The organism is Cohnella xylanilytica (genome assembly GCF_014212175.1).
Taxonomy (GTDB): Bacteria; Bacillota; Bacilli; order Paenibacillales; family Paenibacillaceae; genus Cohnella; species Cohnella xylanilytica.
The window spans coordinates 1-14,528 of sequence record NZ_JACJVR010000059.1 but is presented as its reverse complement, the minus strand read 5'-3'; the positions used below and the strand labels follow the sequence as shown (position 1 = coordinate 14,528).

14 protein-coding genes are annotated in these 14,528 nt (G+C 61.4%); 4 read left to right on the top strand and 10 right to left on the bottom strand.

Annotated features, from left to right (window positions below; translation table 11 throughout):
- Window positions 1-444: 444 nt before the first annotated feature.
- On the top strand, window positions 445-2,025 hold the full coding sequence (locus tag H7B90_RS15195) for an ATP-binding protein (RefSeq protein WP_185136743.1): 1,581 nt from the start codon (window positions 445-447) through the stop codon (window positions 2,023-2,025).
- On the top strand, window positions 2,012-2,722 hold the full coding sequence (locus H7B90_RS15190; protein WP_185136742.1) for a response regulator: 711 nt from the start codon (window positions 2,012-2,014) through the stop codon (window positions 2,720-2,722). The genes H7B90_RS15195 and H7B90_RS15190 overlap by 14 nt, the downstream gene beginning before the upstream one ends.
- A gap of 90 nt (window positions 2,723-2,812) precedes the next feature.
- Here the strand turns inward: H7B90_RS15190 and H7B90_RS15185 are convergent, their stop codons facing one another.
- The 8 genes from H7B90_RS15185 to H7B90_RS15150 all read right to left on the bottom strand — a co-directional run bounded on the left by H7B90_RS15185 (window position 2,813) and on the right by H7B90_RS15150 (window position 7,872).
- A complete protein-coding gene (locus H7B90_RS15185; RefSeq protein ID WP_185136741.1) occupies window positions 2,813-3,442 on the bottom strand; it encodes a copper resistance CopC family protein in 630 nt (209 codons plus the stop codon).
- Window positions 3,443-3,525: 83 nt separating this feature from the next.
- Window positions 3,526-4,389, bottom strand: a complete 864-nt coding sequence (locus H7B90_RS15180) for a cation diffusion facilitator family transporter (RefSeq protein ID WP_246578558.1) — start codon at window positions 4,387-4,389, stop codon at window positions 3,526-3,528.
- Between the two features lie 207 nt (window positions 4,390-4,596).
- Window positions 4,597-4,896: a spore coat protein gene (locus H7B90_RS15175; protein WP_185136739.1), complete on the bottom strand. Its 300-nt coding sequence runs from the start codon at window positions 4,894-4,896 to the stop codon at window positions 4,597-4,599.
- On the bottom strand, window positions 4,893-5,102 hold the full coding sequence (locus tag H7B90_RS15170; RefSeq protein ID WP_185136738.1) for a hypothetical protein: 210 nt from the start codon (window positions 5,100-5,102) through the stop codon (window positions 4,893-4,895). Before H7B90_RS15170 ends, H7B90_RS15175 begins: the two co-directional genes overlap by 4 nt.
- Before the next feature lie 27 nt (window positions 5,103-5,129).
- A complete protein-coding gene (locus tag H7B90_RS15165) occupies window positions 5,130-6,266 on the bottom strand; it encodes a zinc-dependent alcohol dehydrogenase (protein ID WP_185136737.1) in 1,137 nt (378 codons plus the stop codon).
- Window positions 6,263-6,673, bottom strand: coding sequence for a spore coat protein (locus H7B90_RS15160; protein ID WP_185136736.1), 411 nt, complete (start codon window positions 6,671-6,673; stop codon window positions 6,263-6,265). The genes H7B90_RS15165 and H7B90_RS15160 overlap by 4 nt, the downstream gene beginning before the upstream one ends.
- Window positions 6,674-6,683: 10 nt before the next feature.
- Window positions 6,684-6,935 (bottom strand): spore gernimation protein GerQ, encoded by a 252-nt coding sequence (locus H7B90_RS15155; RefSeq protein ID WP_185136735.1) that lies wholly within the window; start codon window positions 6,933-6,935, stop codon window positions 6,684-6,686.
- Between the two features lie 118 nt (window positions 6,936-7,053).
- On the bottom strand, window positions 7,054-7,872 hold the full coding sequence (locus H7B90_RS15150) for a helix-turn-helix domain-containing protein (protein WP_185136734.1): 819 nt from the start codon (window positions 7,870-7,872) through the stop codon (window positions 7,054-7,056).
- Between the two features lie 125 nt (window positions 7,873-7,997).
- Here H7B90_RS15150 and H7B90_RS15145 point away from each other — a divergent pair, with 125 nt between their 5' ends.
- Complete coding sequence (locus H7B90_RS15145; RefSeq protein WP_185136733.1) at window positions 7,998-10,247, top strand: FAD-dependent oxidoreductase; 2,250 nt, start codon at window positions 7,998-8,000, stop codon at window positions 10,245-10,247.
- Between the two features lie 198 nt (window positions 10,248-10,445).
- Here H7B90_RS15145 and H7B90_RS15140 read toward each other — a convergent pair whose 3' ends face one another.
- On the bottom strand, window positions 10,446-11,024 hold the full coding sequence (locus H7B90_RS15140) for a spore coat protein (protein ID WP_185136732.1): 579 nt from the start codon (window positions 11,022-11,024) through the stop codon (window positions 10,446-10,448).
- Window positions 11,025-11,108: 84 nt separating this feature from the next.
- Window positions 11,109-12,587, bottom strand: a complete 1,479-nt coding sequence (locus tag H7B90_RS15135; protein WP_185136731.1) for an Lsa family ABC-F type ribosomal protection protein — start codon at window positions 12,585-12,587, stop codon at window positions 11,109-11,111.
- Window positions 12,588-12,959: 372 nt separating this feature from the next.
- Here H7B90_RS15135 and guaD point away from each other — a divergent pair, with 372 nt between their 5' ends.
- Window positions 12,960-14,327 carry a guanine deaminase gene (gene guaD / locus H7B90_RS15130; RefSeq protein ID WP_185136730.1) on the top strand — a complete coding sequence of 456 codons (1,368 nt, stop codon included), beginning with the start codon at window positions 12,960-12,962 and terminating at the stop codon, window positions 14,325-14,327.
- The last annotated feature ends 201 nt before the right edge of the window (window positions 14,328-14,528 follow it).

The window sequence follows — 14,528 nt, the reverse complement described above, 5'->3', positions numbered from 1 at the left end:
AATGGCGTCATTCGGGCGGTGAGAGACGCCTTCCTTCCGCCTGGCCCCGAGCCGGCAGCCTGCTCTCACCCAAGCTCCGGCGCGGAGCGCCGCCTTCATGGTTCCGGACGACTCGTCGTCGCCGATCGGACCCGAGAAGGCGATTCGGCTTGACGACCGTATCTTAATCCTTGCCGCAGCCGCTGTAAAACGTCGCGGGAAGCCTGCGACCCGGATTGCGGATAACCGGTTCGGGTGCAGCGCTTACAAGAGTGCGTACGTGTCTTATACTCGCGAATACTCTGGATATCTAACGTTTTCTCCGATTTTTACGGTATTTTTACGCCCTGGCACGGACGGTTTTATCTCTTTTTTACGGGATATCGAGCGACGGTTTTACACGATCCGGCTCGCGTGGCCTATAATAGGGAGGATTGGAAAAGCGGACAGACGGGGGTGCGGGGAGTGCGCGGAATTTTGGCGGGATGGCCGGTCTGGACATCTTACGTCGTTATCACGCTGTTGGTCGCCCTGTTGACGGCGCTCTTGCATCCGTTCGGTCTCGCGTTCGATCTGGTCAATATCGCGTTGATTTATCTGTTCCCGGTTCTTCTGAGCGCCGTCTATTGGGGACTTCGCCCCGCCTTCTACGCGGCTGTGCTGGGCGTCCTGGCGTTCGACTTCTTCTTCGTTCCCCCGGTCGTCAGCTTCACCATCTCGGACTTGCGGTACCTCGTCTCGTTCGGGGTCTATCTGTCCGTCGCCGCGCTAACGGCCAGCCTGGCGGCCCGATTGAAGCGGCAGCTTCTACTCTCGAGACAGAGAGAGGCGCACACGGCCGCGCTCTACGAGCTGAGCCGGCAGATGAGCGCCATCTCGGACGTCAAGACGCTGCTGGACAATGTCGCCAAGCATATCTCGCGAATCGTCGGCGCCGAAGCGGCCTTCTTCCTCCCGGACGAGCGCGGCGTTCTGGCATTCGCTCATGCCTCCCCCGCCTCCGGCTCTTCGGCTGCCGCAGATTGGGGGCGAGGCGACGCGGAGCGGGTCATCGCGAAGCGGGTCTACGAGAACGGAGAACCGGCCGGCATCGGAACCGCGGTCTTGGGAGAGTCCCAAGGCTATTACATGCCGCTGCGATCCGAGGATCGCGCGTTCGGGGTCATGGCGCTTCGGCTCGGCGAGCGGAGATCCGCCATCCCCGCCGAGCAGCTGCGGCTGATCGAAGCCCTGCGCGACTTGACGGCAGGCGCTCTCGCCCGCGTCAAGCTCGCGGAAGAAGCGAAGATCGCGCAGCTGTCGGCGGAGTCGGAGAAGCTGCGCACGGCGATTCTCGACTCCGTCTCGCACGAGCTGCGCACCCCGCTCGCCGCCATGATCGGTTCGGCGACCAGCCTGATCGAGGGCGACCGTCTATTCTCTTCGGAGGATCGGATGGAATTGCTCGCGACGATCCGGGACGGGGCTCTGCGGATGAACCGGCTGGCCGACAACCTTCTGAGCATGGCGAGGCTTGAGAGCGGAATGCTGAAGCTGAGGAAGGATTGGTGCGACGCGGAGGACCTCATCGGGGTCGCGTTAGCCCAAGTCCAGGACTTCCGGCAGCAGCGAACGATCCGCGTCCATGTTCCGGAAGACGTCCCGATGGTGCTCGGAGACGAGGTATTGCTGGAACAGATGCTGGTTAACGTCCTGAGCAACGCGATCAAATACAGTCCGGACCGAAGCGAGATCGTCTTGACCGTGCGGGCCGAAGAGGACGCGGTCTCCCTCTCGGTCGCCGATCGAGGATCCGGACTCCCCGAACAGGAGTACGCTCGGATCTTCGATAAATTTTATCGGGCCGAGTCCTCGGGGCAAGCGACCGGAACCGGACTGGGCCTCGCCATCTGCAAAGGAATCGCGGAGCTTCACGGGGGAACGATCTCGGCGAAGCCGAACGTGCCCCATGGAACCGTCGTGACCGTCGTCCTTCCTCTGGATCGTCGGAACGAACCAGTCCCTATTCCCTCTGGCAAAGGAACGAACGAACATGAACAACAATGAGACGGGAGCCCGCATCCTGGTCGTCGACGACGAGCCCCAGATCCGGAAGCTGCTGAAGGTGTCCCTGCAGGCTCATCAATTCGCCGTTCACGAGGCGTCGACGGGGTTGGAAGGCGTGCAGCAAGCTTCTCTCGTGCGTCCGGACCTGATCGTGCTCGACCTCGGGCTGCCGGATATGACCGGCATGGAAGTGCTCGCCCGCATCCGGGAATGGTCCGAAGCGCCGATCGTCGTGCTCACGGCCAAGGACGGCGAAGACGACAAAATAACGGCGCTGGAAGGCGGCGCCGACGATTACGTGACGAAGCCGTTCGGCATGAGGGAGCTGGTCGCCCGCATCCGGGTCGCGCTCCGGCATGCGGCCAAGTCGGCGAACGAGCCCGTCCTCCGGATCGGCGAGCTGACCCTCGACCTGGCCCGGCGAATCGTGGAGCTGCGCGGGGAACGGGTCAAGCTGACGCCGACCGAATACGACCTGCTGAAGATTCTCGCTTCCAACGCGGGCAAGGTCGTCACCCAGAGGCAGCTGCTTCAGCAGGTGTGGGGCGGCCATCACAACGAATCCGACAGCCATTATTTGCGGATCTATATCGGTCACCTGCGCAAGAAGCTGGAGGAAGACACGACGCAGCCGAAGTTCATCGTGACCGAGCCGGGAATCGGATACCGTCTTCTGGCGGCGGAGCCCGAGGAATAGGCTTATCGTCTTGGATTCTCCCGGTGAACGGCGATAAAAAAAGAAGCTTTCGGAGTCCCGCGACGTCGCGGGGCTCCGAAAGCTTCGAGCCTATTTCTTTTTCCTCAGAACCGTATATCCGACGGCGCCGACGAGAATGACGGCCGCGGCTCCCAGCAGCCACGTCGACAAATCCGGACTCGAAGAAGACTTGTTATCCTCTTCCGAGCTTCCCTCCGTCTGCGGCGTCCGTTCGGCCGATGCGGACGGCGATGCCTCCGGCGTCGCGGCCGGAGACGAGGCCGCTCCCTCGACGCTCGTCGACTCCGGCGACGATGCCGATGCGGATGCGGTCGCTGCCGGCGATGCCGGCGCCTCGGGAATCCGAACCTCGAACGAGAGGCTCCCTTTGATCGCGTGGCCGTCGGCACCGATGACGTGCCAGGTCGCCGTGTAGGAGCCGTTCTCCGACAAGGGCTCGTCGAACGCGGCCGTCAGCGTTTTCCCGTTCGCCTCGGCCTTCGCCGCCACCGCCTCTCCCGACGAATTCTCGACCTCGAAGCGAACCGGCTCGACCGTCTCGTTGAATTGGACGCGAACCTGCTCGAGAGGCTTCTCTACGACTTCCGATTGCGCCGGTTCGGTGGAGACGATGGTCGAATGGGCGGACAGCCCGCCCGGGAAGACGAACAAGCCTAGAATAATGGCTAAACACGATAATAAGCCGATACGGTCTCTCACTTGCGACTCTCTCCTCTCATCCCCTTAGCTTACCATAATCGCCGCAGCCGGAGATGACTCGTTCGGGCTATCCGCTCTCCCTCTCAATGAGGTTCGATGTGCACGTGGACTTGATCGACGCGATACTTCTCGCGCAATTGTCGCTCGATCGATTCGGCGATGGCATGGCTGTCGAGCACGCTCATCTCTTGATCGACTTCGATCGTCAGGTCGACGAAGACGCGTTGGCCGTGGTTCCGGCCCTTGATATCCTTCACCCTCTCGACGCCTTCCACGGCCGAGACCGCGACCTTGTAACGATCCAAGTCGCTCTTGTCGAAGCCGTCCGTCAGCATGTGCGTCGCCTCGGCGAAGATATCCCAGGCCGTCTTGCAGATAAGAACGGCCACGAGAACCGCCGTTGCGGCATCGAGCCACGAGAGGCCCAGGACGCTGAGCAGGATTCCCGCCACCGTTCCGATGCTGACGAGAGCGTCGGACCGATTGTCGGCGGCCACGGCCTTCATCGCATGGCTGCCGGTTCGGTCGGCGAGTCGCCGGTTATATCGGGCGAGGAGGAACATGACGGCGGCGGCGATAGCGGCCACGACGGCCGCCGCGAGATCGGGCGACGTCGTCTCGCCGTTCCACAGCTTCTTGATGCCGTCGATCAGCACTTCGAGGCCGACGGCCGCCATGATGAACGACGCTACCATCGAAGCGACGGTCTCGGCGCGCGTGTGGCCGTAGCGATGATCCGAATCCGGCGGCTTCCTCGCGATCCGCAGCCCGATCAGCACGGCCAGAGAGGCCAGAATGTCGGTCGTATTGTTGAACCCGTCCGCCTGCAGCGCCTTGGATTCGAATCCGTAGCCCGCCGCGAGCTTGACGGCCGATAAGACGAGATAAACCCCGATGCTCAGCCACGCGCCGATATCGGCCGCGGGCAGCTTCTTCGCTTCGCTCAAATGAATGACTCCCATCCTCGATTCGATTCCGTGTCATTATACCGAAGCGATTCCGAGTGGGTCTAGAGAAACAGTCTTGCGCGATCGAACGAGTCTTCCGGGCGTCCAATAGAATTGGCCCGTACCAACGAGTTGGCGCCCGCGCAACAACGACAAAAGACCAGCCCGGTAAACAAGGTTTACGGGGCTGGCGCCGCCTTCCGCGAACTACAGCGTCGGCGCGTTCAGAGCCGTCCGGGCGTTCTGAAGGTCCAGCCGCAGCTGCTCCTTCACGTCCCAGGGATGGTACCATCCCTTCTGTATCATATAATCCGCGATTCTCTCGTGCAGGTCGATCGCTTCGTCCAGCTGCTTCGCCAGAATCGCCTTGATCTCCGGCGTCGCGACTTCCGTAGCCGCCATCGCGTAGTTGCGCACGCCGCTTTTGGCGGCGATGAGCAGATCCGTCGCGACGACCTGGTCGGTCAGCGTATGCATGCCGGTCAATCGTTCGATAAGCGAATTCATAGGCGGACCTCCTCTCCGGCGGCTCGCTCCAGAATCGAGCAGAGCTCTTGAAGCTGACGGGCCGAAGTCTCGACGTCCAGCAGCATGATCGCTTTTAACGCCGGATCCGACACGAGCGCCCGCATCGTCTTCGATTTGGTCATGCAGACCGTTTTGAACGCCGCCAATTCGTGCACTTCCAGCGTCTCGTGCAGCGCGTAGGCCATCGCCTCGTACTCCTCCTTCGTCTCCTGTTAAGGCTTAAGCACGACCTTGATGCAGTTGTCTTGCCGGGCGTCGAAGATCTCGTAGCCGCGCTTGGCGTCGCTAAGCGGCAGAACGTGGGTCACGACGTCGCCGGGATCTATCTGCCCTGTAGCGATCAACTCGTACATGTAAGGCATGTAGTGGATGACCGGCGCTTGTCCCGTTCGCAGGTTTACGTTCCGCTGGAAGAGGTCCCCGAGGGGAAACCCGTTGTATTTTCCTCCGTAGACGCCCGTCACCTGGATCGTCCCGCCCTTGCGCACGGCTTGCGAAGCGATCACGAACCCGCCGAGGGCGCCGCCGTGCAGCTTCAGCCCCGATGCCAGAGATTCGAGGGGGGACATCTTGCCGCTCATACCCGTGCAATCGATGACGACGTCCGCCCCGCCTTGCATCATCTCCTTCAGGTTGTTGCCTATGTTCTCGTCCGATTCGGCGTTGACGATCTCCACGTTGTTCGTCTTCTTGGCATGGTCCAGCCGGTAATCGAGCACGTCGACCGCGATCACTCTCTTCGCGCCCTTGAACCAAGCGAACTTCTGCGCCAGCAGCCCCACGGGCCCGCAGCCGACGACGACAACCGTGTCCCCGTCCTTCACGCCGGCGTTATCGACGCTCCAGAACGCCGTCGTCATCGCGTCGGCGATCAGGATCAGCTTCTCGTCGGGAATCTCGCTGTCCTCCGGGATCTTGAAGCGAGTGAAGTTCGCGAACGGCACGCGCAAATACTCGGCTTGTCCGCCGGGGTACCCGCCCGTCGTTCCGGAATAGCCGAAGAAGGCTCCCATCTCCCCGTTCTCGTTGGAACGGTCGCATTGGCTCTCCAGATGGTTCTTGCAATAGAAGCATTCCCCGCAGGCGATATTGAAGGGAAGGATGACGCGGTCGCCCTTCTTCAGACCCTCGACGCCGGGACCGACCTCCTCGACGATGCCCATCGGCTCGTGGCCGATGACGTAGTCTTCTCCCAGGTTCGGAATCATCCCGTGGAGAAGATGCAGGTCCGACCCGCAGATCGCGGTCGTCGTCAGCCTGACGATCGCGTCGTCCGGCTTCTCGATCCTCGGGTCCGGAACCTCCTTGACCGCCACGTTCTTGATGCCTTGATAAGTGACCGCCTTCATGCCCGGGAGCCCTCCAAGCCTTCGTCCGGCGTTCGATCGAACAAGCCTTGGCGTCTCGTGTCGTCCGGGAACAGCTTCTGCTTCGCGATCGCTACCGTATGGTCCGCCGAGAGCCGGTCCAGCTGATATTGTTCGGACAGCTCGTAAGGATGGAACCACTTCTTGCGCATCATGAGCTCCGTCAGCTCCTGATGCAGCGCCAGCCCTTGATGAAGCTGCGCGCGCAGAAGGGCCCGAACGTCCGGCGATGCCGCTTCGGTCAGCGCCGCGGCCGTGCTGCGAACCCCTTCCTTGACGCGAATCAGGAAGTCGGCGGCGAACGTCATATCCGCCATCTCGGGCATGTTCAGTCCGTTGGCGGGGTCGAGCGCATCCATCTTGACGGGATCCTCTTGCCGTATTGTCATCGTCCTCGCCTCAATTCAGGATGGGAGTCGGCCGGAATTCCGGCACGGGCGCTTCGAACTCGGCTTTGCCGTACAACGCTTGCAGGTCGGCGATCGCTTGCATGTACTGCCGCACGTCCTTCTGCATCAAGTCCTTCAGCTCCTGGTCGAAAACAAGCCCCTGCATCAGCTTGGACTTGGCCAAGCACAGCGTTTTGAAGTTGATCGCCTCGTGGATTTCCAGAGACTCGTGAGCGGCTAACGTCGGCTTTTGCGCAAGCATGGCAGTCTCCTTTTTATCTCCTCGGTATAAGCTTCGTTATCTTGTCCCCGCGATGGGAACTTATTCGACCTGGCCGGGAGCATGGCGGATTCGGAGAACGGGCCGGAAGGCTCCCGCGTTAGACCCGGTGCGTCCGGCGATATACGGACGGGCGAACCCCCCGGTTCTTCAGGAACACGCGGCTTAGATAGAAGCCGTTCTCGTAGCCGCATTGCCGGGCGATCTCGTCCAGCCCGAGGTCCGTCTCCTCCAGCAGCCGGCATGCCTGAGACAGGCGTCGCTCCGTGACGAAGGAGGACGGGGTCGTCCCGAACGCGGCGCGGAATCTCCGCGTCAGCTGCACCGGAGTCAAGCCCAATCGCTTGGCCGCGAGGGACATGGGGAACGGCTCCAAGCCGGCCTCGATCAAGAGGCGCTTCGCCTCCCGCATCAGCTCGTCGTCGGTATCCTGCGATTGCGTCGATTGGGCGCGATCCAGCTCGAGCATCCGGAGCAGATCGTTGAGCAGGTGCTGCTTAAGCCGCATGCCGGTCGCGTCCGATTCGGCCCCCAGCCTGCGCAAGTAGCGGTAAGTCGACGCCAGGCGCTCCTTATCGGAGGGCGAGAATTTGCCGGCCCGCTCTTCCCCGTTGCCATCGGCATCCGCCTTATCCTCGTCGGTCTCGGAAGCCGCTCCCTCCTCTTCTTCCGTCCGGAACTTGAAAAAATGGAACGACAAAGGAGCCAATGTCTCTCGATGGAACCAAGTCCCCGGCGGGCATAAGACGAGCTCTCCCGGACCCGCCTCTCCTTCGGAGCGGCCGATCTTGTAGCGGAACCTCCCCGTCTCGACCGCGAACATCGTCCAGCTCGCATACAGGTCGCGATCCAAGGCGAATCGCTCCTTGCGATGCCAGTAGACGTGGGATTCCAGTCTCGCCTCCGAATCTCCGAGCATGGCGCTTCCTCCTTGGCGAGATGAAATGTTGGATATGAATTCATGAAACGAGGTGCATGTTCTTCGATATTACGATATCTTATGATGAAATCAAAGATATTATTGTTCAAACGAGGTGTCGAAAAATGAGGCAGGAAATCGTGCAAACGGATTTGACCGTCGTCGGAGGCGGACTCGCGGGCGTCTGCGCCGCGATCGCGGCGGCCCGGCTCGGGCGGACAGTGGCCCTGGTGCAGAACCGCCCCGTGCTCGGGGGGAACTCCAGCAGCGAAGTCCGGGTCTGGGTGTGCGGCGCGACGGCGCACGGCACGCAGCGATACGCCCGGGAGACCGGCATCATGGGCGAGCTGTTCCTGGAGAATCAATTCCGCAACATCGACGGCAACCCGTACCTGTGGGATCTGACGCTGCTCGAAGCGGTGCGGGCGGAGCCGAACATCCGATTGTTCCTGAACACCGACGTTCACGAAGCGGAGGCCGACGGAGACGAACAAGACCGCACGATCCGATCGGCGACGGGATGGATGATGGGCTCGGAGAGGCGAATCCGGTTCGAGAGCCTCATCTATCTCGACTGCACCGGAGACGGCTTGATCGGCTTCCTCGCCGGGGCGAAGCACCGGATCGGACGCGAGGCGCGTTCCGAATTCGGCGAGAGCTGGGCGCCGGAGGTGCCCGACGACATCACGCTCGGCAGCACGCTGCTGTTCTATACGAAGGACGCGGGCCGGCCCGTCCGGTTCGTTCCTCCCTCCTTCGCGATCGACGTCGCGAAGACGACGATTCCGGAGCGCCGGATCATCCGCAGCGGCGACAACGGGTGCGCCTACTGGTGGATCGAATGGGGCGGCGAGCTCGACACCGTCCACGACAACGAGCGCATCCGCGACGAGCTGTGGGCGGTCATCTACGGAATTTGGGATTATATCAAAAACTCCGGCAAATTCGACGCGGACCGCATGACGCTCGAGTGGGTCGGCTCGATTCCCGGCAAGCGGGAATACCGCCGCTTCGTCGGGGATTACGTGCTGAACCAGAACGACATTCTGGAGCAGCGGCCCTTCGACGACCGCGTCGCCTTCGGCGGCTGGTCGATCGACCTTCATCCGCCGCAAGGCGTCTACGCGACGGAGAGCGGCTCGAAGCATCTGTACTCGGACGGCGTCTACCACATCCCGTTCCGGTCCCTCTACTCGGTCAACGTCAACAACCTGCTCATGGCCGGCCGGGATATTAGCGCCACCCACGTCGCCTTCGGGACGACCCGGGTCATGGCGACCTGCGCCGTCATGGGCGAAGCGGCCGGCACGGGCGCGGCGCTCTGCGCGATCAAGGGCGTGACGCCGCGCGAGCTGCATCGCGAGCATCTCCGGGAGCTGCAGCAGACGCTGCTGCGCCAGGACGCGTCGATCATCGGCATCCGCGGCGACGACCCCGACGACCAGGCGCGCCGCGCGAGCGTCTCCGCCTCCGGCACGCTTCGCCGACTCGCCGCCGAGTCGTCCGACGAGGTCTATCCGCTATCTTCGAACATCGGCTTCATCGTCCCGGTCGACCCGAAGCTGGACGGCGTCGAGCTGCTCGTCGACGCGGCGGAGGATGCCGAGCTGCAAGTCGAGGCGTGGAGCACCGGACGTATGGAAAACTATGTCCCCGCCCGGCTGGTCCACTCCGCAAGCGCGTTCGTGCAAGGAGGTCTGCGCCAGTGGATCGCGCTCCCGCTCGTCTGGACCCCGGACGATGCGCAGAACGCGTTTATCGTCGTCAAAGCGAACGACCGCCTGTCCGTCCATCTGTCCCATCGTCCGCTCACGGGCGTCCTGACGTTCAAGGACGGCGGCGAACCTTCGGTTCCCGCTTCGCTCGAGGAGAAGCGGGTCGATCAGCCGCTCGTCCGCTGGCGCGCTCATCCGTTCGAGCGGAAGACCGTCTGTTTCCGGCTCGCCGGCGAGACGGACGCCTTCCTGCCGTCGAAGGCGACGGACGGCTACCATCGCCCGTACGGCGGGCCGCATCTGTGGGCGTCGGAGGCCGACCCGGCCGCGGCGCCGCAATGGCTGGAATTGATCTGGCCGGAGCCGGTCCCGGTCGGTTCCGTCCACGTGACGTTTAACGACGACGTCAACGAGGACCTGATCAATCTTCACCACCACCGGACGCCGTTCGAAGCGATTCCGGAGCTCGTCAAGGATTACCGCGTCGAGGCCTGGCAGGACGGCGGATGGACGACCGTGGCCGAGCGCCGGGACAATCGCAAGCGCAAGCTCGTTCATGTCTTGGACGCGCGGATCGAGACGAAGCGTCTGCGCATCGTCGTCGAGGCGACGAACGGCTGCCCTCGCGCCGAGATCGTGGAAGTTCGCGTCTACGGCTAGCTAGCGTGCCAGGCTCCCTTTTCGGCAGATCAAACCTGCTGCAGGAAAGGGAGCCTGTCCAATGACGCCTTTAGCCGAGCAGCGAATCTAGGGAGATCCGCAACCATGGCTGCGAAAAAAGCAAAAAGAAAGACTGCCGGATATTCCGACAGTCTGCCTGCTCTCCCATTATATTTTGCCAACGGCTTCGCTCCGGAATTATTGCGAAGGATAGGCGTTCATCGGCTGCTGGTACGGCACTTCCTTGTACATGCTCTGCATCGTCTGCATCTCGCCTTGCGTCGCGTAGCTGACTCCGTACCAGCCTCTGCGAGCCATGTACTGCCACACCTCGAACGACTGGTGCGAGCACATGCGGAACGCGTCCTCGAGGAACACGCGCAGTTGGGGAGTGGAAGTTTCGAACGCCGACCAGGCGTATTCCCTGCCCGACCGCTTCAGGGTGAGCAGGTACGAGGTCGCGATGGCGCGGTCGTCCAATCTCGCGAGCTTCACCTGGGGCTGAACCGGCTGAACGAACGCTTGCGACGAAGGGAGCGGCATCGTCGCCGTCATCGTCAGCGAAGGAACGTTCAGCTGGTCGCGGGAGATGGATTGTCGGGCGAATTCTACCTTCATGTTGTAGTCCTGTACGTGCACCGAATAGTGGCGGGCGATCATGTCGCGAAGCTCCGGATCTTGAGCTTGTTCCAGGAACAGCGCCATCGACTGAATGCTGTTCGTGCAGCTCATCAGCAGCTCGTTAAGCTCGTGGGCTTCGTGGGAACCGAGGGGCATCGTGAATCTCCTTCCGGAAAATTGAAGTGATCCCGATTACGGTTGCCTTTCGCCCGCCCTCCTATTCGTTAATGCCGTTAACGATTACAGCTCCACGATTTTCGTCGCGATGTTGTCGCAGAATTCGCTGTCGTGCTCGACGAACAGCAGGGTCGGCGAGTGCTCGAGAATCAGCTCCTCGATCTGCATCCGGGAGAGCACGTCGATGAAGTTGAGCGGTTCGTCCCAGACGTGCAGATGTGCGCGCTCGCAGAGGCTCCGGGCGATCAGCACCTTCTTCTTCTGGCCGCCGCTGTAGGACGAGATGTCCTTCTCGAATTGAACCCGCGCGAAGTCGAGCTTGCGCAGGATCGCTTTGAACAGGCTCTCGTCGATCTCGTGCTCGCGGGCATACTCCGTCAAGCTGCCCTGCAGATGCGACGTATCCTGGGATACGTAGGAGATCTTGAGCTGACTGCCCTTCCGGAACGTTCCGGTGTAGGCGATGTCCTCCCCGCAGAGGAGCTTGATCAGGCTCGATTTGCCCGAGCCGTTGCGCCCCTGCAGCGCGATCCTCTCCCCTTGCCCGATCGAGAAGGCGACGCCTTCGCATACCTTCTTCTCGCCGTAGAAGATCGAGACGTCCTCCAGCTCGGCGAGGAGACTCTTGTGGTAGTTGAGCTGAGAGATCTTCAAGCTCTCCGCGCTCTCGATGTTTTTGAGCAGCTTGGACTTCTCCTCGATCGCGGCTTCCTGCCGGTTCTCCAGCGATTTGGACCGCTTCATCATCTTGGCGGCCTTGTGGCCGATATACCCCTTGTCGGGCCGGAGCCCGCCGTTCCTCGTGCCGTTCTTCGTCTTCTCGACGGCGTCCGACCAATCGCTCGTGCGCCTCGCGGACTCCGACAAGCGCTTGATGTCCTTGCGCAGCTTCTCGTTCTCGGCCAGCTCGAAGCGGTCCTGCCGTTCCTTGTTCTCCCGCCAATCGGAGAAGTTCCCCTTCTGGATCTCGATATTCGTCTTGTTGATGGACAGCACGTGATCGATGCAGTTGTCGAGGAACGCCCGATCGTGGGACACGAGAATGAACCCGCGCTTCGACTTCAAATACTCGCTGACCAGCCGCCGCGCTTGCCTATCCAGATGGTTGGTCGGTTCGTCGATGAGCAGGAAGCTGTTTTCTTTCAGGAACAGCGTCGCCAACAGCACCTTCGTCTGCTCTCCGTTGGACAGCGTACCGAACGGCCGGTACAGCACGTCCTCCGACACCTTGAGCAAGGACAGCTCCCGCAGCAGCTCCCAATACTCGTAGTCATAGTTAATGTCGTTAATGACATCGATCGTGTTGATGTCTTTGTCCTTCACGCGGTAAGGGAAATATTCGAAGTCGACGCTTGCGGCTATTTTGCCGCTGTATTCGAATTCGCCGAGCAGCAGCCGCAGGAAGGTGGTCTTCCCTCTTCCGTTCCGCCCGGTGAAGCCCAACTTCCAATCGGTGTCGATCTGGAAGCTGACGTTCTCGAAGATGTTATCGTAGCTGCCCTCGTAGGCAAACGTCAGGTTCGTCACGTTAATTAATGACATAAAGCAATCCTCCCGTTCGAGAAAATTAAAAGAGCCGCAAGAAAGTTACCTCTCTCGCAGCTCAAATAAAGACGTCGAATCCAACCCGCAGGGGTTAGAGGAGGATTCCGTTATTCGAGTCGAAAAGAATAAGTAACTTTCTTGCTTAACCGCAATAAAACAGGCGAAGCCAGGCTCCGCGTATCCTGTTCTACCTTAGGCATTAGCAAGAAATGTCCATTATCCTTTTCAACCCCCATCGTCAGATTAGTACGATCATATCATGCCCTTTTGTTCATTTCAACAACCCTGACAGGCTTCTCGTGGACTTCCCGCCGCGGATTCCCTATAATGAGTCATTATTTATTCCCACGAAACGGCACGGTGAGACGAATGGACAAATACGCTAGCGTTTTCCAAGGTACGGCCTTCACGAGCAAGTCGCGTCGGGAGATCGATATTCTCCGGGATCATCTGTTCTGCGTGAACGACGCCGGAGTCATCGAGCGAGTCATCGCTCCCGGCGCGGCCGATTACGAGCGGATTCGCGCCGAGCAGGAGGCGAGCGGGCGCTTCCGGCGGCTGGCTCCGGGACAATACCTGCTCCCGGGCTTCGTCGACCTGCACGTTCACGCGCCGCAATGGGCCCAGTCCGGCACCGCTCTCGATATTCCGTTGTACGACTGGCTGAATACGTACACGTTCCCGCTCGAAGCGCGCTTCGCGGACCTCGGCTTCGCCCGGACCGTCTACGAGGATCTGGTGAGCGCCCTGCTCGCCAACGGGACGACCACCGCTCTCTACTTCGCGACGATCCACAAGGAATCCAGCCTGCTGCTCGCCGAGATCTGCGCGGCCAAGGGGCAGCGCGGCCTCATCGGCAAGGTCGTCATGGACGATCCCGAGCAGAACCCCGACTATTACCGGGATGCCGATACGAAGACCGCGCTCGAGGATACCGAAGCGTTCATTCTCGCCGTCAAGCGTCTCGCGGAATCGGCCAAGCAGGGCGTCTACCCCGTCGTCACGCCTCGGTTCATTCCGAGCTGCACGGACGAAGCGCTCAAGGGGTTGGGCGAATTGGCGGCCAAGCACGATACGCATATCCAATCCCATTGCAGCGAGAGCGATTGGGCGCACGGCTATGTGAAGGACCGGTTCGGCAAGCACGACGCCTTCGCCCTGCACGACTTCGGCCTGCTGACGGACAAGTCCGTCATGGCCCACTGCAACTTCCTGGACGAAGACGACGCGGCCCTCTTCGCCCGCACGGGGACGGCGATCGGCCATTGCCCGATCTCGAACGCGTACTTCGCGAACAGCGTCATTCCGATCGCGCGATGGCTGGACCGAGGCGTGGAAGTCGGCCTCGGCTCCGATCTGTCGGGCGGCTTCTCCCCCAGCCTGTTCGACAACGCCCGCCAAGCCGTCATGTCGTCGAGGATGCTGGAGGACGGCGTCAATCCGGCGCTGCCCGCTTCGGAGCGCGGCGTGCCGGAGTCGCGGCTTACGATCGACGAGGCGTTCTATCTGGCGACGGCCGGCGGCGGCGAGAGCCTGAGCTTGCCGGTTGGCAGGCTGGCCGAAGGCTACGCCTGGGACGCGCAGATCGTCGACGTGACCGTACCGGGAGCGAAGCTTCCGATCTTCGGCGAGGAAGAGCCGCTTCATGACGTGTTCCAGAAAATCCTGTATTTGAGCCGCCCGGAAAACATCCGCGAAGTCTGGGTTCAAGGCGAGAAAGTCCACTCCCGCTCGTAGCGGCGGGATTGGGATGACGTTATTGCGGGCCAAGCCGATTTCGCCGGCTTGGCCTTTTTGGCGCGCTGACTGCCCTCTTCAGAGCGAGATCATCGATTTCTTCGTACATCCCGCCTTCGTACCCCCTTCTTCCGGCCGAGATACTCGATTTTCTAGAACAACTCGCCTTCGATCCCCCCTCTTCCGGCCGAGATACTCGAT

Bases quoted from the DNA above. Each gene is read 5' to 3' on its own strand.
- H7B90_RS15190 (WP_185136742.1), top strand. From the start codon at position 2,012: ATGAACAACAATGAGACGGGAGCCCGCATCCTGGTCGTCGACGACGAG.
- H7B90_RS15175 (WP_185136739.1), bottom strand. From the start codon at position 4,896: ATGAATTCGCTTATCGAACGATTGACCGGCATGCATACGCTGACCGAC.
- H7B90_RS15170 (WP_185136738.1), bottom strand. From the start codon at position 5,102: ATGGCCTACGCGCTGCACGAGACGCTGGAAGTGCACGAATTGGCGGCG.
- H7B90_RS15165 (WP_185136737.1), bottom strand. From the start codon at position 6,266: ATGAAGGCGGTCACTTATCAAGGCATCAAGAACGTGGCGGTCAAGGAG.
- H7B90_RS15160 (WP_185136736.1), bottom strand. From the start codon at position 6,673: ATGACAATACGGCAAGAGGATCCCGTCAAGATGGATGCGCTCGACCCC.
- H7B90_RS15155 (WP_185136735.1), bottom strand. From the start codon at position 6,935: ATGCTTGCGCAAAAGCCGACGTTAGCCGCTCACGAGTCTCTGGAAATC.
- H7B90_RS15150 (WP_185136734.1), bottom strand. From the start codon at position 7,872: ATGCTCGGAGATTCGGAGGCGAGACTGGAATCCCACGTCTACTGGCAT.
- H7B90_RS15145 (WP_185136733.1), top strand. From the start codon at position 7,998: ATGAGGCAGGAAATCGTGCAAACGGATTTGACCGTCGTCGGAGGCGGA.
- H7B90_RS15140 (WP_185136732.1), bottom strand. From the start codon at position 11,024: ATGCCCCTCGGTTCCCACGAAGCCCACGAGCTTAACGAGCTGCTGATG.
- H7B90_RS15135 (WP_185136731.1), bottom strand. From the start codon at position 12,587: ATGTCATTAATTAACGTGACGAACCTGACGTTTGCCTACGAGGGCAGC.
- guaD (WP_185136730.1), top strand. From the start codon at position 12,960: ATGGACAAATACGCTAGCGTTTTCCAAGGTACGGCCTTCACGAGCAAG.